Origin of the sequence: Streptomyces paradoxus (genome assembly GCF_014202475.1) — a bacterium.
In the GTDB taxonomy this organism is placed as follows: Bacteria; Actinomycetota; Actinomycetes; order Streptomycetales; family Streptomycetaceae; genus Streptomyces; species Streptomyces paradoxus.
The window spans coordinates 273,830-292,817 of record NZ_JACHGV010000010.1 but is presented as its reverse complement, the minus strand read 5'-3'; the positions used below and the strand labels follow the sequence as shown (position 1 = coordinate 292,817).

Annotated in this window: 10 protein-coding genes; 1 reads left to right on the top strand and 9 read right to left on the bottom strand. The window is 72.3% G+C overall.

Features of this window, described 5'->3' with window-relative positions; genetic code table 11:
* Positions 1-4 precede the first annotated feature (4 nt).
* The 6 genes from HNR57_RS30165 to HNR57_RS30140 all read right to left on the bottom strand — a co-directional run bounded on the left by HNR57_RS30165 (position 5) and on the right by HNR57_RS30140 (position 10,174).
* Complete coding sequence (locus HNR57_RS30165; RefSeq protein WP_184564905.1) at positions 5-2,197, bottom strand: glycosyl hydrolase family 95 catalytic domain-containing protein; 2,193 nt, start codon at positions 2,195-2,197, stop codon at positions 5-7.
* A complete protein-coding gene (locus HNR57_RS30160) occupies positions 2,194-4,161 on the bottom strand; it encodes a beta-galactosidase (protein ID WP_184564903.1) in 1,968 nt (655 codons plus the stop codon). The genes HNR57_RS30165 and HNR57_RS30160 overlap by 4 nt, the downstream gene beginning before the upstream one ends.
* Complete coding sequence (locus HNR57_RS30155; protein ID WP_184564901.1) at positions 4,161-6,356, bottom strand: sialidase family protein; 2,196 nt, start codon at positions 6,354-6,356, stop codon at positions 4,161-4,163. Before HNR57_RS30155 ends, HNR57_RS30160 begins: the two co-directional genes overlap by 1 nt.
* 132 nt (positions 6,357-6,488) lie before the next feature.
* On the bottom strand, positions 6,489-7,424 hold the full coding sequence (locus HNR57_RS30150; RefSeq protein ID WP_184564899.1) for a carbohydrate ABC transporter permease: 936 nt from the start codon (positions 7,422-7,424) through the stop codon (positions 6,489-6,491).
* A complete protein-coding gene (locus HNR57_RS30145; protein WP_184564897.1) occupies positions 7,421-8,455 on the bottom strand; it encodes an ABC transporter permease in 1,035 nt (344 codons plus the stop codon). Before HNR57_RS30145 ends, HNR57_RS30150 begins: the two co-directional genes overlap by 4 nt.
* Positions 8,456-8,482: 27 nt before the next feature.
* On the bottom strand, positions 8,483-10,174 hold the full coding sequence (locus HNR57_RS30140; protein WP_184564894.1) for an extracellular solute-binding protein: 1,692 nt from the start codon (positions 10,172-10,174) through the stop codon (positions 8,483-8,485).
* Positions 10,175-10,496: 322 nt separating this feature from the next.
* On the opposite strand from HNR57_RS30140, the gene HNR57_RS30135 reads away from it, so the two are divergent.
* Entirely contained in the window at positions 10,497-13,334 is a 2,838-nt protein-coding gene (locus HNR57_RS30135; protein WP_184564892.1) for a glycoside hydrolase family 3 C-terminal domain-containing protein, read from the top strand.
* Positions 13,335-13,431: 97 nt separating this feature from the next.
* Here the strand turns inward: HNR57_RS30135 and HNR57_RS30130 are convergent, their stop codons facing one another.
* From HNR57_RS30130 to HNR57_RS30120, 3 genes are all read right to left on the bottom strand, one after another.
* Positions 13,432-14,877 (bottom strand): aldehyde dehydrogenase family protein, encoded by a 1,446-nt coding sequence (locus HNR57_RS30130; RefSeq protein WP_184564890.1) that lies wholly within the window; start codon positions 14,875-14,877, stop codon positions 13,432-13,434.
* A gap of 121 nt (positions 14,878-14,998) precedes the next feature.
* Positions 14,999-16,672 (bottom strand): PucR family transcriptional regulator, encoded by a 1,674-nt coding sequence (locus HNR57_RS30125; protein ID WP_184564888.1) that lies wholly within the window; start codon positions 16,670-16,672, stop codon positions 14,999-15,001.
* 118 nt (positions 16,673-16,790) lie between these two features.
* Complete coding sequence (locus HNR57_RS30120) at positions 16,791-18,923, bottom strand: ATP-binding protein (RefSeq protein ID WP_184564886.1); 2,133 nt, start codon at positions 18,921-18,923, stop codon at positions 16,791-16,793.
* Positions 18,924-18,988: the final 65 nt, after the last annotated feature.

The following is an 18,988-nucleotide window of genomic DNA, read 5'->3' as shown; positions in this document are numbered from 1 at the left end:
GGAACTACCGCGTCCTCAGGGTGAGGACGCGGTCCTCTCCGGCGACCAGGTGGAGGGATTCTGCGCCGGAGGAAGTGCGGAGTTCGACGCGGTGGGTGCGGCCGGGCCTGATGACGGCGGTGGCACCGTCCCGCGTCCAGGTGAGGTCGAGCCCGGCCCCGAACCGGGTGCGTACCCCGCGCAGGGCGCCTTCGGGGTACGCCGACGGCAGCGCGGGCAGCAGGACCAGCCGGTCGGGGGTCGACTGGACGAGCATCTCGATCAGCACGGCGGGCAGCGTGTGGGCGGCGTCGGCGTTGTAGACGTCGCGCTTCGGGTAGTGGGCGCTCATCAGGGAGGCGTGGAAGAAGTCGCCGTCCAGGACCTGGCCGAGGGCGTGGGCGACGCGGCCCGCGTCCCGGAGCCGGGCCGCGACGAGGGCGTGGTGGAGGTGGCCGTGCGCGGAGTCGTTCTCGGCGCCGCGCAGTTCGAGGGCGCGGTGGGCGGCGGCCGCGAGTTCGGGGCTGTCGTAGGGGGTGATCTCGTCGAGCGGCCAGACACCGTAGAGGTGGCTGAGGTGGCGGTGGTCGTAGGAGTCCGTCAGGCCGGGCCAGGCCCATTCGGCGAGGGCTCCGTCCTCGTTGATCCGGTGCGGCGGAAGCCGGTCGGCGAGGGCGTGCCAGCGGGCGGCCTCCGGGGTGTCCGGGTGGTAGGCGGCCGCCGTGCGCAGGGCGTGGCGGGCCGCGGAGAGGTCCATGGCGGCGTTGATCGTGCCCCAGCTCGCGTTGGCCGGGCGGTTCTCCGGTGAGTAGGAGGGCACGACGACGAGGTGGCCGTTCTCGTCCGTCCTGGTGAGAAAGTCCTCGTAGAACAGGGCGACTTCGGCGAAGGCGGCGGCGGTGCGGGGGTCGCGGGTGCCGTGGGTCTCGTCGTGGTCGGCGAGCGGCTTGAGGAGCCAGTCGGCGCCGGCGGTCCACAGGTGCAGCGGGTACTCGCGGTTGTAGTGGTAGGAGTGGCCGGACTCACCGTCGGTGTGGGCGGGGGCCACGGCGCCCCGGGTGCCGAAGATCGCGCGGGCGTTGTCCCGCCAGTCGGGGAGCTGGCGGTGGACCAGGTTCGCGAGGGCCTCGGTGACCTCGGGGAGGGCTGCGGCAGCGGCCGAGGCGGTCTGGAGGCTGAGGTTGGCGTCGTTGGTGAACGCGCCCGACCAGGCGGTGTTCCAGTCGCCGGTCCACAGTCCGGTCAGGCGGGGCGGGAAGAGACCGCTCGCGGAGAGCAGGTGGTAGCGCCCGGCGGCGAAGAGGCGTTCCAGCAGGGCGGCGCCGCGGGGCTGCTTGAGCAACTCGGAGCCGGGCAGGGACCGTTCGGCGGGGTCGGCGGCGAGGTCGAGGGTGACGCGCTCGTAGGCGGTGCGGTGCAGGGCGGTGTGGCGGTCGAGGAGCTCGTCGTACGCACCGGGCAGGTCGCGCAGGGCGCGGCCCTCGGCGACCACGTCCAGTTCGCCGGTGTGCCGGTGCACCCGGGTGAGGAGCAGCACGGACCGGGCGCCCTCGATGCGCACGCCCGGGGGCACCAGGGTGGTCGTGCCGCCGGTGACGGTGACCTGGGTGACGCCGGTGCAGGCCCGGTCGCCGTCCGGGTAGCGGGCGCGCAGGCTGAGCAGGGCGCCCTCGGGGGTGAGGACGGCTCCGTGGCCGATGCCCAGGCCGGCGGGGGCGCCGGGCAGGTGGGGGTCGAGGTCGATGCCGAGGGTGAGGCCGGGGCCGGTGACCTGCTGGACGATCACGTCGTCGGCGCGGGAGACGAAGACGCGGCTGGTCCACCCGGCGCAGGCCGCCCGCACCACGCCGGTCGTGAAGTCGACGTCGCGGCGGTAGTCGTGGCAGGTGTCGGCGGGCCGCCGCAGCCGGATCTGGAAGGCGGGGTGGAAGGGCTGCACCCACTGGAGCGGGCGGCCGTCCGTGAAGTCCTCGGCGGCTCTCACGTCGCCTGCCAGCAGGCGGTCCTGGAGCCCGGGCAGGTCGTCGGCGAGCCGCGGGGGGCGGGGGTCCCGGCCGTTGGGCCGCACCAGGGTGTGGTGCGTGACGACGACCCGCTCGGCGTGCGGATCACCGAGCACCATCACGCCGTGCCGGCCGTTGCCGCTGAGGAAGGCGTCCTCCCAGCGGGCGGCCGGGTGCGGCTCCCAGGTGCCGTGGACGGGGGCGGAGGCGGTCATGGCCGGAGCACCGCCGCCCCGTGGCGGTCGAGGGTGACCCGGTCGGTGACGTCCGCACCGGTCAGCAGGTCGCGGTGGGTGCCGGGAACGTCCACGGTCACCGGCTCGGGGCCGTGGTTGAGCACGAACAGCACCTCGCCCCGGCGTACGGCCTCGACCTGCTCGGGGAGCCCGTCGAGCACCGGCCGGACGCCCACGCCGTCGGCGATCGAGGCGAGCATGCCGCGCAGCGCCTCCGGCTCGGGGAGCGTGGAGACGTACCAGGCCCGGCCCTTGCGCAGGACGGCGGGCAGTCCGTCGAGTTCGCCGCCCTTGTAGGGGACGGTCTCCTCGGCGGTGCCGTCTCCCTCCAGTTCCTCGGACCACAGCGTGCCGCCGAAGCCCTCGCAGGCGACGCTCTCCCCCTCGTCCAGGGGCCACCACTCGTGCAGCGTGCGGATGCCGAACAGCTGGCGCAGCCGGGCGTCCATGCCGCCGGGGCGGACCCGGTCGTCCTCGTCGGCGACGCCGGTCTGGAACCCGCAGACGAGGGTGCCGCCCTGCCGCACGTAGGCGAGGAGGTTGTCGATCGCCGCGTCGGTGAGCGCGTACAGCTGTGGCACGACGACCAGCGCGTACGGCGTCAGGTCGTGCTCGGGGTGGGCGAAGTCGGTGGTGAGGTGCGCCTGCCACAGGGCCCGGTGCCAGGCGCGCAGGACGTCCGGGTACTCCACCCGGCCGGACAGCCGGCCGTCCTGGGCACCGGCCCACCAGGCGTGCCAGTCGTGCAGGACGGCGACGTCCGCGCTGAGGTGCCGGCCGGTCACCTCGGGCGCGATCCGCTCCAGGTCGGCCCCGAGCCGCTTGACCTCCTGGTACGTGCGGCCCTCCTCCCCCGCGTGGCTGACCATGCCGGAGTGGAACTTCTCCGCTCCCTGCCGGGACTGGCGCCACTGGAAGTAGCAGACGGCGTCGGCGCCCCGGGCCACGGCCTGGAGGGACCACAGCCGGTTGAGGCCGCGCGGCTTGGGGTGGTTCACACCCCGCCAGTTGACCGGCCCGGCCGCCTGCTCCATCAGCATCCAGGGCCCGCGCGCCTGGGAGCGGGTCATGTCCTGGACCAGGGCGCCGTGCTGGGCGCCGAGGGGGTCGCGCGGGTCGGGGTAGAGGTCGACGGAGACGACGTCCTCCTCCTCGGCCCAGCGCCAGGCGTCCTGCCCGAACCACAGGGGCATGAAGTTGCTGGTGACCGGCAGGTGCGGGGTGTGCCGCCGGACGATGTCCCGCTCGGCGGTGTAACACTCCAGGAGCATGTCGGAGGTGAAACGGCGGAAGTCCAGGACCTGGCCGGGGTTGCGCAGGTAGTGCGGCAGGCGGGGCGGCAGGATGCCGTCCCAGGTGTCGTAGCCCTGGCTCCAGAAGGCGGTGCCCCAGGCCTCGTTGAGGGCATCGAGCGTGCGGTACCTCTCGCGCAGCCAGCGGCGGAAGGCGGCCGCTGCCTCGTCGCCGTAGTCGTAGGTGCAGTACTCGTTGTTGATGTGCCACATCGTCAGGGCCGGATGGCCGCCGTAGCGGGCGGCCAGGTCCTCGGTGATGGCAGCGGCGTAGCGCCGGTAGGTGGCGCTGGAGTGCGAGAAGTGCTGCCGGCCGCCCCACCACTCGGTGCGGCCGTCCTCGGTGACGGGCAGGGTGTCGGGGTGCAGCCGGCCCATCCAGGGCGGAGGCGAGGAGGTGGGCGTGGCGAGGACGACCCCGATGCCGTTCTCGTGCATCAGGTCCATCAGCGTGTCCAGGCGGCCGAACTCCCTGGCCCCCGGCTCCGGTTCGAGCATCGACCAGGAGAAGACACCGAGCGTGACCGAGTTGACGCGGGCGGCCTTCATCAGCCGCACGTCCTCGTGCCAGGTTGCCTCGGGCCACTGCTCGGGGTTGTAGTCGCCTCCGAAGAGCAACCGCCCCCTGGTCACCTCACTCAGGTCGGGCATCAGACGGGCTCCCCGTACTGCACGCCGCGGCCGTTGGTGGCGATGTAGACCCGTCCGTGGATCCGCGGGTCGCCGGTGACGGCGGCGCCGATCCAGCCCCACTGGTGCCGGTCGTCGTTGATCCGCGTCCAGGTCCCGGCTTCGTCGTCGGAGCGGTAGACGCCCGTGACGGCGTCCGTGGAGCCGACCAGGTAGATCGCCGGGTAGGAGGCACCCTCGGCCGCCTTGCCGAATCCGAGCGTGTACGAGGCCCAGCAGCTGCTCACCTTGGTGAAGGTCGCGCCGCCGTCGGTCGAGCGGTACAGCCCGTTCCACTTCAGGCTCAGCCAGAGGTCGCCGGAGCGGCACGGGGCGGCGACGAGCTGGAACTCGCTGTCCCCCGAGTTGAGGCCGGTGGCCCTCGCGGTGAAGGTCCGGCCGCTGTCGGTGCTGGCGAACAGCGTGCCGGTGGTGGTGTCGAAGGCGTAGAAGCGGGCCGGGTCGACGGGGTCCGCGACCGGTGTGGCGCCCTTCGGGAAGGAGGTGACCTCGGACCAGCCGGCGCCGTTGTCCGCCGAGCGGTGGCCGGGGTAGGCCGTGCCGAAGGACCACAGCAGCACGCTGCCGTCGGCATTGGTGGCGATCGGGCCCGGCGCGGACTTGGCGACGTCCGGCTGGGTCTTGAAGGGGGCCCAGGTCTTGCCGCCGTCGTTCGAGAAGGCGCCGTTGCCGTTGTCCCCCCAGCCGGACCGGACCACGTACGACGGCTTGGCGGCGGCCAGCGACAGGCCCGTCGCCGTGCCGAACACCGGGTTCGACGCCATGCCCCGCGACGGCGACGAGGTGAGCCGCTCGTGGTACATCACGCCGATGTCCCCGGAGCCACTGAGCAGGTGCGCCTGACCGGTCGGGGGCGAGACCAGCTGGCGGACGGACGCCTCCTCCACACCGCGGATCTGCGGGGCCCAGTGCTGGAGGTCGCGAGTGCCGTAGAGGGTCGCGCCGGTGCCGTAGACCACGTGCCGGGAGTCGTACGGGTCGAGCCCGACGGCCTGGATCCACCAGCCGAACTTCGGCTTGTCGCCGCCCCAGTTGAGGTACGGCGTCTCGGACACGTCAAGAACGGCCTTGTCCTTCAGGGACGTCCAGGTGCGGCCGCCGTCGGTGGAGCGGAAGACGGTGTCGATGTCGGCCCAGCGGTTGTTCGTCGAGACGACGAGCGTGCCGGGCCGGCGGGCGTCGACGGCGACACCGCCGTAGCCGAAGGAGTCGGCGGAGCCGTCGGCCGTCGTGCCGCCCGGCTTCACCGGGGTGACCTCGGTCCACTTCCCGTTCGGCGTCCGCAGCTTGTGCACGCTGCCGTCGGACTGCCCGTTCGGGCCGGGGGCGTTGGCGTACGTCACGTACAGCTCGCGGGTGTGCCGGTCGTACGCGGCCCGGATCGGAACCTTGGCGGCAGTGCCGGCGGGCTGCCCCGGGACGGCCTCCCAGGTGGCGCCGTCAGTGGTGCGGTAGAGGTTCGCGGAGGTGCCGTCGGAGTCGCCCCAGCCGGCGTAGACGCTGCGGCCGGCGGCGACCAGGAGCGTGATGCCCTGGCCGGTGGCGCTCGGCTCGGCCGGGAAACTCACGGCCTGCCAACTGGCGCCCCGGTCGGTGGATCTGAGCAGCCCGTCGCGCCGGGTGCCGAGCCACAGGGTGTCGCTGTCCCGGGGATCCACCAGCAGCCGCTCGCCGCAGCCGCGCCCGTCCTCGTTGGCCCCGAGCTTCACGGTGAGGTCGGTGCGCTGCCAGGTCGCGCCGCGGTCCTCCGAACGCAGCACGGCCCCGTTGCCGGCCCAGGACTGCGCGTACGTGCCCAGGGCGAGGTAGACCCGGTCCGGATGCGCCGGGTCGACGGCCATGGCCTCCACACCGAGCAGGTTCCAGTCGTCCCAGCCGATGTGGTCGGTCAGCGGGAGCCACCGGTCCCTCCGGTCGTCCCAGCGGTAGGCACCGCCGATGTCGGTGCGGAGGTAGGCGAGCCCCTTGGCGGAGGGGTGGAACAGCACCCCGGTGATGAATCCCGTGCCGCCCTGGACGGCGTTGCGCCAGCGGTACCCGCTCTTCGCAGGGGCGGCGGCTTGTGCGCGCCCCTGGGTCAGCGGCAGGGAGACGGCTGCGGCGGCGACCGCGGTCCCGGCCAGCACGGAACGTCTGCTGAGGTGAAACGTGCTCATGAGATACCTCGGTTCTTGCCAAGAGGGGGGAAGTGGGTGCCCTCAGGGGCGCGGGGAACTGCGCGAGCAACCACGACTAGCCGCGAACGACACATGACCGGCAGCCCTGCGGCGAGACCTCGGGAAAGGGCGTCAGCCCTTGACGGCCCCGGTGAGCATGCCCTTCTTGAAGTGCCTCTGGACGAAGGGCGACAGCACGGCAACCGGCAAGAGGGCCATCACCATGACCGCCATCTGCACCGCCAGCCCCGACAACTGACCGGTCTTGATGGCCTGGCCCAGGCCGACCGGCGCTTCCTGCTTCTGCACGAGCTGGATCATGACGTTCTGCAACGGCATCATGTCCTGGTCGTTCAGGTAGAGCGACGCGTTGAACCAGGCACTCCAGTACCCGACGGCGTAGAACAGTGTGATCACCGCGAGGACGGCCCGCGACAGCGGCATGACGATCTGCTGGAGGATGCGGAAGTCTCCGGCACCGTCGATGCGTGCGCTGTCGATGAGTTCCTGTGAGATCCCCATGAAGAAGCCACGCAGCACCAGGATGTTGAAGACGCTGATCGCGCTCGGCAGGATCAGCGCGAGATAGCTGTCCATCAGGCCGAGGGACTGCACGAGCAGGTACGTGGGAATGAGGCCGGCGCTGAAGAACATGGTCGCCAGCAGCGTCATCAGGATCCAGCGGTGGCCGAGGGATCCGCTACGGGAGAGGCCGTAGGCGCACAGCACGGACACCGCCATGGAGAACAGCGTGCCGACCAGGGTGACGAGGATGCTGATGATCGCGGCGCGGGTGACCTGGCCGCCGCTGAGCAGTTCCTGGTACGCGATGAACGTGATGCCCTTGGGCACCAGCACCAGGCCCCCCGCCTCGTCGATGGTCTTCCGCGAGGACAGGCTGGTGACGATCACGATCCACAGCGGGAAGAGGATCGCCAGGCAGGCGAACGACAGGGCGATGCCCTTGCCCGCGAGGCCGGCCTTGGAAGGCTCCTCCTCCCACGCGGGGCGGGGCGGCGCGGTCCACGGGCGCGGCTTGTTCGCCGGTTTCTCGATGACGGCGGTCACTTCTTGTACACCCCCTGCTCGCCCATGAGATGGGCCACCTTGTTCGCGGCCAGGACCAGGCCGATGCTGACCACGCCCTTGATGAGACCGGCGGCGGCCGCGTAGCTGAAGTCCTGGTTGCGCACACCGTTCCACCACACGAAGGTGTCGAGGACCTCTCCCGCACCCGGTCCGACGGCGTCGCGTTGCAGCAGGATCTGTTCGAACCCGACGGTCAGGGCGTCGCCGACGCGCAGCACGAGCAGGAGCGCGATGACCGGCCGCAGGGCGGGGAGGGTGACGTGCCACATGCGGCGCCAGCGTCCCGCACCGTCCATCGCGGCGGCCTCGTACAGGTCCGGGCTGACCGACGCCAGGGCGGCGAGGAAGACGATGATCCCCCACCCGGCGTCCTTCCACACGCTCTCCGCGGTGAGCAGGAAGGGGAAGGTGTCCGGGTTGGTCATGATGTCGATGCCGTCGTACCCGTTCTGGCGCAGCAGCTGGGAGAGCATTCCCGCGCCGCCGAACATCTGCTGGAAGACGGCGATGACCAGCACCCACGAGAAGAAGTGCGGCAGGTAGAGCACCGCCTGCGCGACGGCCCGTACGCGGGGCCGGACCACGCTGTTGATGAGCAGAGCGAGCAGGATCGGGATCGGGAAGAACAGCAGGAGCTGGACGAAGAACAGCACCAGCGTGTTCTCGACGGCGTTCCAGAAAGCCGAGTCCTCGAAGATCCGCTGGAAGTTCTCCACGCCCACGAAGGGGCTGTTCAGGATGGAGACGATGCCGTTGTCGCTGATGTAGGGGTCGTAGTCCTGGAAGGCGACGACATTGCCGAGGATGGGCAGGTAGTTGAAGACCAGCACCAGCAGGACGGCCGGCAGCGTCATGAGCACCAGGACGCGATCGCGTCGGAACCTGTGGCGGAGGCTCAGCTTGCCCGCAGGTGGCTTCTCCCGGAAACCGGTGGTGTCACCGGACGCCACCGGGACCTTCTCGAGCGTTCCGGCCTCGGTGCTGCTCCGAGGCACCGTGCTGTGGGACACGGCAGTTCTCCTTGCCTCAGAGCCTGGTCAGCTCGCCGCCGAGCCGTTCTCGTCGAGAAGCTTCTGGTACCAGTCGCGCAGCTTGTCGCCGCCCTTGCTCTTCCAGTCGGATACGAACTGCTGCATGTCGCTGATCTTCTTCCGGCCGCGGACGATGTCGTCCTCGAGCTGCTCGACGTCGTTCGAGAGGTTGGTGTACCGGGCGGGCTCGGTGATCTGCATGCCCCAGAAGGAGGACTTCTTGGCGAAGGCGCCCATGCGCTGCTGCCACTCGACCTGGCCCTTGGCGACCTCGGGGAAGTCGGGGTGCGCGAGGGTCGCGGCGGGGCTCGCGACCATGACGTAGGCGTTCATCACCTCGATGTTGCCCTTGTCGGACTTGACGGGGACGCCGTCCTTGACGGTGTAGTGGGTGCCTTCGACGCCGTAGTTGGTCATCATGTACTCCTTGGTGCCGTACGGCGCCGCGGTGACATTGGCGACGGCCAGCACGTCGCGGATGACCGACTCGGAGGCCTTCTTGCTGACGAAGGCGAAGATGCCGGCGGGCTGGTCGGCCCACAGGATGGGGTCGCCGCCGTCGTGGCCCCAGACGTCCATGCCCCAGATCTTGAAGTCCGGGTTCTGAGTGGCCTGTTCAGCGGTGCGGCCCCACCACTGGGAGATGTTGTTGGGGTAGATCAGGAACTCGCCCGCCGCGAACTTGGGACCCGGGTCGGGTGCGTTCTTGCCCATCTTGGAGTCGGGGTGGACGACCCCGGCGGCGAAGAGCTTCCGGGACCACTCCAGCGCCTCGAGGAACTCTTCGGTCTCGATGCGGTTGACGAGCTTGCCGTCGACGAGGTTCCAGCCGAGCGGCTTCTCGGATCCCGAGAGCACACCGAAAGCCTGGAAGGCGGTCCACTTCATGTCCAGGCAGGCCCACCGCTTGGCCTTGGCGTTGGTGATCTCCTTGGCCAGGGCCATGAACTCGTCGCAGGACTTCGGGACCTCGTAGCCCTCCTTCTCGAAGATGTCCTGCCGGTACAGAGGCACCATGGAGGGGGCGGACGGCGCCGGCATGGGCAGGCCGCGCAGCTTGCCGCCGAAGATGGAACGCTGCCAGGCGTCGGTCGGGATCGCCGCGAGGTTCGGATACTCCTTGACCTTGTCCCCGGACAGGTAGGGGCCGAGGTCGGCGAACTTGCTGATGATGGCGCTGGGTATCTTGCCGCCCATGTTCCAGCCGGGGACGACCACCACGTCCGGGACGTCGCTGGAGGCGAGGACCGCGCCGAGCTTCTGGTCATAGGTGTTGCCGTCCTGGTTCTGCCAGACGACGTCGACGCCGATCAGGTCGTTCATCGCCGTGTAGTAGGCGTTGTTCTGCTTCGGCGGCGAACCCCAGAACGGCGCCATGACGGTGACCTTGCCGCCCTTGCCGAGCTTCTTCGTGACCGAGGTCTTGAGGGTGGAGAGGTCCAGCTTGCTGGTGAAGCCCATGGCCGAGCCGTTCTTGGCAGGGATGTCCGGCTTCACCACGTTGCTCGCCACATACGCCGGCAGGATCTTCTTCGCGTCCTTGCCCGACGTGGTGCCGTCCCGCGAACCACCCTCCGACCCGCCGCACGCGGCGAGCAGTGGCATCCCGCCCGCCACGGCCGCGGTGGCGACCGCCGTGGAGGCGAGGAAGCTTCTCCGGCTCGGTCCGGAGGAGGCGGAGGCGGCGTTCGGCGTCATTGCGTCAACCCTTCATGGCGCACCAGGACACCCGGCGGAAGGCCGTCGGCTGCGGTGTCTCGAGTGGAACTGGCTGAGCAGAAGCGACACTTCGACCAGAGAGGCTTCCGCAGTCGAAGCGCTTCGATGTTGCTGTGAGGTTAAGTGAACACCCCAGGGTGCACAAGGGTCGTCCCCAAACTTCCTCGCAGGTGCGAGAGGGGACCGTTCCTCATGCACGACTTGAAGCGACAGCCTCGGCTCTTGACACCCGACCCGTCGCCGACCCAGCATCGAAGCGCTTCGAAAGCGCCTCGCCGATCCATCGCAGGGGGATCCCCACGTGACCGAACTTCCGCTGCCCACCGAACCGTTCCGCGATCCGCAGCTGCCGTTCGCGAAGCGCGTCGACGACCTGCTGGGGCGGCTCACCCTCGACGAGAAGACGTCGTTCCTGCACCAGTTCGCCCCGGCCGTCGAGCGGCTCGGCATCGCCGCCTTCCGCACCGGCCAGGAGGCCCTGCACGGGGTGGCGTGGATGGGCCCGGCGACAGTGTTCCCGCAGGCGGTCGGCCTCGGCGCCACCTGGAACCCGGAGCTGGTGCGGCGCGTCGGCGACGCCGTGTCCAAGGAGATCCGCGCGATGCGCGCCAGGGACGACCGGGTCGGACTCAACGTCTGGTCCCCGACGGTCAACCTGCTGCGCCACCCCCTGTGGGGCCGCAACGAGGAGGGCTACTCGGAGGATCCGAAGCTCACCTCGGCGATCGCCACGGCCTACACCCACGGCCTGCGCGGCGACCACCCCACCTACTGGCGCACCGCGCCCGTGCTGAAGCACTGGCTGGCCCACAACAACGAGACGGACCGCTCCACGACATCGAGCTCGGTGCGCCCGCGTGTGCTGCACGAGTACGACCTGCGGGCCTTCCGCGAGACCGTCGAGGCGGGCGCGGTGGCCGGGGTGATGCCGGCGTACAACCTGGTCAACGGCCGCCCGAACCACGTGTCGCCGTACCTGCGCGAGCACCTGCGCGCCTGGACGGACGAGGAGCTGCTGGTCTGTTCGGACGCGGGCGCGCCGAGCAACCTCGTCGACTCGGAGCACTACTTCGACACCCACGAGGAGGCCACCGCCGCCTCCCTCGTCGCGGGGGTCGACAGCTTCACCGACCACGGCACGGACTCCTCGCAGATGACCGGGCGGCTGCGCGGCGCCCTGGAGCGCGGTCTGCTGACCGAGGCCGATGTCGACACGGCCGTCCGCCGCCAGCTCTCGGTCCGTTTCCGGCTCGGCGAGTTCGACCCGGAGTACGACCCGCACGACGCCACCGGCGCGTTCGACACCCCGGCGCACCGCGCCCTCGCCCAGGAGGCCGCCGAGCAGGCGATCGTGCTGCTCAAGAACGACGGGGTGCTGCCGCTCGCCCCGGACACCCGCGTCGCGGTGGTCGGGCTGCTCGCCGACGAGTGCAAACTCGACTGGTACAGCGGCACCCTCATCCACCGCTCGACCCCGCTGGAGGGCCTCCACGCGCGGTTCGGCGCGGAGCGGGTGGATTTCACGGAAGGCGTGGACCGGGTCCGGCTGAAGACCTCCACCGGTGCGTTCCTGCACGTGCCGGTGGCCGAGGGGGCCGCCACCGAGGTGCGCGGGGCCGAGGGCGCGCTCGACCCGGCCCTGCTCACCGGCCGCACCGACCTGCCCGCGCTCACCACCGACGCGGACGGCACCGAACTGGCGCTCGCCGACTGGGGCGGGGGCGTCCTGACCCTGCGCGCCCCCGACGGCCGCTACCTGTCGGTCGCCGACGACGGCTGCCTCCGCGCCTCCGCCGACCAGCCGGGCGGCTGGATCGTGCAGGAGACCTTCCGCCTGGAACCGCACGGGAACGGGCACCTCCTGAAGCACCTGGGGACGGGTCGCCACGTGTCTGTCTCCGCCGGCGGCGTGAAGGTTGCCGACGCGGGCGCCGAGGTCTTCGAGCTGGTCGTCGCCGAGCGCGGCGAGGAGGCCGTGGCGCGGGCCGCCGCGGCGGCCGACGTGGTCGTGGTGGTCGCGGGCAACGACCCGTACATCAACGGGCGCGAGACCGAGGACCGTACGACCCTGCGCCTGCCGGACCACCAGGAACGGCTGCTGCGGGCGGCCCGCGCGGCGAACCCGGCCACCGTGCTGGCGCTGGTCTCCGCCTATCCGTACGCCGTCGACCCGGCCGGGCTGCCCGCCGTGCTGTGGACCGCGCACGGCGGCCAGGCGGCCGGCACCGCCCTGGCCCGCGTCCTGGCCGGCGACGTCTCCCCTGCCGGCCGCCTCCCGCAGACCTGGTACGCCGACGACACCGGCCTGCCCGGCCTCCTCGACTACGACGTCATCGGCTCCCGTCAGACGTACCTGTACTTCGAGGGGACGCCCCTGTTCCCCTTCGGGCACGGCCTGTCGTACGCCCGGTTCGCGTACGGCGACCTGACGGCCCGGGCCGAAGAGGAGACCGTGCACGTCTCCTTCTCGGTCACCAACACCGGTGATGTCACCGCCGACGAGGTCGCCCAGCTCTACGCCCGGGCCGTCGAGCCGTCCGTGCCGCGTCCGCGCCGCGAGCTGCTGGACCACCGCCGCGTCACCCTCGCCCCGGGGGCGACGGCCGAGCTGAGCTTCGAGGTCCCGCTGAGCGCCTTCGCGTTCTGGGACGTCGCCCAGGACCGGTGGCGGGTGGAGCCGGGCGGGTACGAGCTGCTGGCGGGGGCGTCCAGCGAGGACGTCCGGCTGCGCACGGTGGTGACGCTCGTCGGCGAGCCGGCCCTGCCCCGCGCGGTCGTGGCGAACGGTCTCCCCGCGGCCGGGTTCGACGAGTACAGCGGCATCGAGATCGTCGACCGGACGAAGGTGTCGGGCGACGCGGTGACACCGGCGGGCCCGGCGACGGGCGAACTCGTCTACCGCGCCTGCGACTTCGGGCGGGGCATCTCCGAGGTGACGGTGGAGGTGGCCGGCGAGGGCACGGTCGAGCTGTCCCTCGACGGCGGCCCCGTCCTCGCGGTGCTGTCGCCCGCAGCACCGACCCCGGGCCCGTACGACTACGTCTCACTCAGCGCGTCCGTCGCCGCCGCGGGCGTCCACGACGTGCACCTCAGACTGCGCGGCCCGCTGCGGCTCGCGCACGTCGGCTTCTCCGGTTGAGGGTCCGGAGCAGGCCGGCACAGAGAAGAGGCCCGGCACCGGAAGGCATCGGTGCCGGGCCTCTTCGCAGAGCCTATATGAAAATGGTTCCCATGAGCTAGAGGCTGATTCCGGTCAGCACCAGCACCCGCTCGTAGGTGTAGTCCTCCATGGCGAACCGCACGCCCTCACGGCCCACGCCGGACTGCTTGACGCCGCCGTACGGCATCTGGTCGGCGCGGTAGGACGGCACGTCGCCGATGACGACACCGCCGACCTCCAGGGCCCGGTGGGCGCGGAAGGCGGTCTGCAGGTCGTGGGTGAAGACACCCGCCTGGAGGCCGTACTTGGAGTCGTTCACGGCGGCGAAGGCCGCGGCCTCGCCGTCCGCCTTCTGCACGGTGAGGACCGGCCCGAAGACCTCCTCGCAGGAGATCGTGACGTCCGCCGGCACGTCGGCCAGGACGGTCGGCGCGTACGAGGCGCCGTCGCGCTTGCCGCCGGTGAGCAGCGCGGCACCGGCGTCGACCGCCTCCTGGACCCACGACTCGACGCGCTTGGCGGCGTCCTCGCTGACCAGCGGGCCGACATCCGTGCTGTCGTCGCCCGGGTCACCGGTGACCTGGGCCTCGACGGCGGCGACGATGCGCGGCAGCAGCCGGTCGTACACCGAGGCGTCGGCGATGACCCGCTGCACGGAGATGCAGGACTGGCCGCCCTGGTAGTTGGAGAAGGTGGCGATGCGGTTCGCCGCCCACTCCAGGTCCTCGTCGCTCGCCCAGTCGGCGAGGACGACGGCCGCGCCGTTGCCGCCCAGCTCCAGGGTGCAGTGCTTGCGCGGCACCGAGTCCATGATCGCGTAGCCGACCTTCTCGGAGCCGGTGAAGGAGATGACGGGCAGCCGCTCGTCCTGCACGAGGGCGGGCATCTTGTCGTTGGCGACCGGCAGGATGCTCCAGGAGCCCGCGGGCAGCTCGGTCTCGGCCAGCAGCTCGCCGATGATCAGGCCGGACAGCGGGGTCGCCGGGGCCGGCTTGAGGATGATGGGGGCGCCGGCGGCGATGGCCGGGGCGATCTTGTGGGCGCAGAGGTTCAGCGGGAAGTTGAAGGGCGCGATGCCCAGCACGACGCCCTTGGGGAAGCGGCGGGTGAGGGCGAGCCGGCCCTGGCCGCCGAGGTCGGTGTCCAGGCGCTGGGCCTCGCCGCCGTTGAACCGCCGGGCCTCCTCGGACGCGAACCGGAACACCGACACGGCCCGGCCGACCTCGCCGCGCGCCCACTTCATGGGCTTGCCGTTCTCGGCGGAGATCAGCCGCGCGATCTCCTCGGTGCGCTCGACGAGGCGCTTGCTGACGTGGTCGAGGGCGGCGGCCCGGACGTGGGCGGGGGTGGCGGCGAACTCGTCCAGGACGGCGTGCGCGGCGGCCACGGCCTCCTCGACCTGCGCGTCCGTCGGCACGCTCACCGTGCCGACGAGCCGCCCGTCCCAGGGGGAGGTGACGTCGAAGGTGTCCTCGCCGGTGGCCTGGCGGCCGGCGAGCCAGAAGGCGTGGGTGGAGGTCATGTTCGTTCCGGCCCTTCGGCGTTGGGGGTGGTCCTGTGCTACGGATCAAAGGTAGGGGCGAGGTGACCGAAGGGCGTTTGTCCGAGCCGTAGCAGTGGCGGAAGCGGATACTACGGTTTGGCTACTCCGTGGTGGTGGCCTTCAGGGCCAGCCACAGCTCCATCCGCACGTCCGGGTCCTCCAGGGACCGGCCGAGGATCTCCTCGACCCGCCGCATGCGGTAGCGCAGGGTGTGCCGGTGAACGCCGAGGTCGGCCGCCGCCGCGTCCCACTGGCCGTGCCTGGACAGCCAGGCGCGCAGGGAGGCGACGAGGTCGCCGCGGCCCGTGGCGTCGTGCTCGTACAGCGGCCGCAGCATGCCGTCGGCGAAGGCCCGTACCGCGTCGTCCGCCAGCAGCGGCAGCACCGATCCGGCCGCCATCTGCTCGTGCTCCACGAGGACGCGCCCGCGTCGCCGCGCCACCGACAGTGCCTGCTCGGCCTGCTTGTAGGCGGCGGACGCGGCGATGGGCCCGGCCGGTGCCGACAGGCCCACGACCAGTTCGTCCTCCTCGCCGCCCGGCACCTTCTCGCGTATCCCCGCCCGGGCCGTCTCCAGGGCGGCGGCGTACTCCCCGCAGGCCGCGGCGGCGGCGCCGCCGTCCGCGGCCAGCACCACCAGCCGCTCCCCTTCCGGCACCACCAGCACGGCTTCCCCGGCCCGGGCGGCCGCGGACTCCACGACATCGGCGAGCGCCGCGAGGGGGTCGCCGCCGGGGTCGGCCGCGGCGAGCGCGGCGGCCGAGTGCCGCTCGGCGGGGGCAGCGCCCTTGCGCGCCTCGGCACGGGCCAGCGCGGCGGACGCCGAGACCGGCACCCGCTCCGCGACCATCATCCGGAACGGCGCGTCCAGCAACTGGCCGTACAGGTCACCGGCGACCGCGCGGGCGTGGTCCGGCTCCCCGGCCAGCAGCATGCGCAGCACCGCCGCACCGACCCGCTGCTCGGCGGCCTGGAGGGACCGGGAACGTTCCGTGGTCAGGGTCAGCAGCGCGATGGCCGAGTGGACGGCGTAGCGCTCGGCGGTGCCCGGGGCCGCGGCCGTGCCGACGGCCAGGGCCGCCCGGGGGCGGCGGCCGGTGCCGAGGGTGTGCAGCTCGACCCGGTCCTCGTTCTCCGGCCCGCCGGCCACGGAGGAGGCGGGCGCGGGGCGGTCCCGCAGTTTCTGCACGTCGCCGGTGAGCCGCGCGGCACGCCGCCCCGCCCACTCCGGTGCCGTGGCGACGACCGCGCCCGAGGCGTCGTACAGCGCCGCCCAGCCGTCGACCTGTGCGGCCAGCGCGGCCAGCAGCCCCTCCGGCCCGCCGGTCTGGGCCTGCCGGGTCAGCTCGCGCTGGGCGGCGAAGCCGGCGGTGACGGCCCGGTACTGGTCGGCGGCGATGGCGGCGGAGACGGCCTTGCTGATGGCGAGGAACGGGGTGCGGCGCGGCACCTCCAGCAGCGGCAGGCCCTCCTTCTCGGCCGCGTCGACGAGCGCCTCGGGGATCTGCTCGTAGTTGACGCCGACGGCGAAGCCGAGCCCGGCCACCCCGGCCCCGGCCAGCCGCCGCACGTAGCGGCGCATGGCCTCCGGGTCCTCGGCGTCCAGCTTGAGCGCGGTGATCAGCAGCAGTTCCCCGCCCTCCATGTAGGGGACGGGGTCGGCGAGCTCGCTGGGGTGCGCCCAGCGGACCGGCACGTCGAGGCGGTCCTCGCCCGCCCGCACGGTCAGCTTCAGCGCGGAGTGGTGGACGAGCGAGGCGAGCGTCGGGGGCATGAGGCCTTCTGCGTCAGGGCTGTGTGATCACTGTGTCTTTTGGCCGCCGCGTATGAACGACCTGTGACGATTCTGCCTCACCGTACGGTCCCCGCGTACCCACACCCGTGGGCAGGGGTCAGCCCCGCAGATCCACCAGCAGCGGTGGCGCGTGCTCGCCCTTGACGTCGGTCAGCGACAGCACCGCGTGCCCCGCCGGTACGCCGTGCGCCAGCTCGGAGGCGGACCAGCGCTCCCGCTCGACCTGCCGCACGGTCACCGCCCGCGCGGTCGGGGCCTTGCCGGTGATCACCCGGCGCAGCATGTGCACGGCCTTGCCCGCCGGGGTCTCCGCGATGATCTGCCGGTCGGTGACGTCGCGGGCCTCGGTCCACTCCTTGCCCCACACCTCGGCGAAGTCCTGCCCGTCCCACGGTGTGAGCCCCGACAGCGCCATCCGGCATCCGGTGGCCCCGAGCAGCGGTCCCCGCAGCGGCCGGGCCACGTCGTCCAGGGTCCGCAGGGTGAGCACGACCCCGGCGTTGCCGGACCGCAGCCGCTGGATGCCCCGCACGGCCTCGGGCGTCACCACCCCGGTCGCGTCGTCCAGCAGCAGGCAGGCGAACAGCGACCGGTCCTCGCGTACGGCGACGCTCGCCGTGAACTGCGCGAGCACGAGCCGGGCCAGCATCTTGGAGGCGTCGGCGTGGCCGCGCTGCGGCAGGTCGATGCGCACCCGCACCGGGTGGTCGAGGGCCTTGAGCGTGAAGGGCCGGGACTGCCCGGAGGTGTCGAAGAACCCGGCGAAGGCCGGCCGGTCGAGCAGCGCGACCCGGTCGCCCAGCACTCCGCCGACGTCCCCGGGCTGCCCCATCTGCCGCTCCCGGGCGTCGAGCTCCCGCAGCAGCGACTCCTGCCCGGCCTCCTGGAGCCCCTGCCGCAGCGCGGCGAACGGCCCCGGCGCGCCGTCGAGCAGCTGCCGCAGCTCCGGTACGGAAGGGAACCGCCCGTGCACGGCCCGGAAGGGCCCGAGCAGCTGGGCGAGGACGGTGGTGGACCGGCGGCTGTCGCTGCCGGGGTGGGGGTCGGCGAGGTCCCCGACGAGGGCCTCGGCGAGCACGGCCGCGGCCTCGTCCGGGTCGGTGCTGCCCCCGTACAGATCGAGGTCGTACTCGGAGTCCTGGTTCCCGATCCGTACGACCACGTCGTAGGCGTCGGCCGGCCCGAGCCCCGCGCCGGCCGCCCCGACGACGACCACGGCGGCGCGCCCGGCGAGGGCGTGCAGACAGAGCGACTCGGCGAGCGGACGGACGACGGTCCCGGTCTTGCCGGAGCCGGCGGGGCCGACGGCCACGAGGGAGGTGCCGAGCAGGTCGGGCCCGAGGGCCAGCCCGGTGCCGCGGTAGGCGTACGGGTTGCGGGCGTCGTCCACGGTGGTGCCGAGCCGCACCTGCCCGGTGACGAGGTCGTGCCGGGCGAGCCGGGCGGGCAGGTCTCGTTCCCCGGAGGGGTGGAGGCACGCGGCGGCGCCGTCCTTGAGCACGGCGCCGCTGAAGGTGGCGAGGCTGTGCCGTCCGGTGCGCACCCCCTGCCAGGCGCGGAGGATCCGGGCATGGTCGACGTCGCGCATCAGTCCGGAACGGGCCTCGGTGGCGAGGCGCTCGGCGGCGTCCGCGGCCCCGGCGGCACGCAGTTCGTTCCACTGGGCCGGGTCGTCCTCGGGGGCCGTGCGGGCCTCCTGGGCCTCCGGCCGGCGGAAGCGGGGGGTGACGAAGCGGCGCCACACCTCGCCCCAGCGGCCGAGCCGGGCCGCCCCGATCATGATCCCCAGGGCGACGAGCAGCTCGTAGCCCTGGTAGACGATGAACGTCCCGGTCTCCCCGAGATCGCTGTCGCCGCCGCGCCAGGCGTCGGGGACGATCAGGTCGAACGGCACCCACCACCAGGTGCCGAGGTAGCCGTTCTGCAGCAGCGACCAGATCAGCCATCCCACGAGGAAGGCGATCAGCGCCCCGCTCAGCAGCTGCCGGGTGGGGATCTCCTCGGGCTCCTCCGCGGGCCGCGGCCGGTGCCCGAAACGCCACACGCCCGGTGCGGCATCGGGGCGCGGCGCGCGCAGCCAGGTGAGGAACGCCGACCCGTCCGGCAGCGGCGGCATCCCGGGGGCCGCGGGCGGCCTGGTCGGCATCGCGGGCACCTGAGGAGGTCCCGCCGGGCGCGGCACGGGACTCGCATGCGTACCCCGCGCGTCCTGCGTCCCGTCGCTGTCCATCGCCCTTGCCCCCTGACCAGCCGCTCCGTCCACCATCAGCGAGCCAATCTAACGCCCTCTCCTGG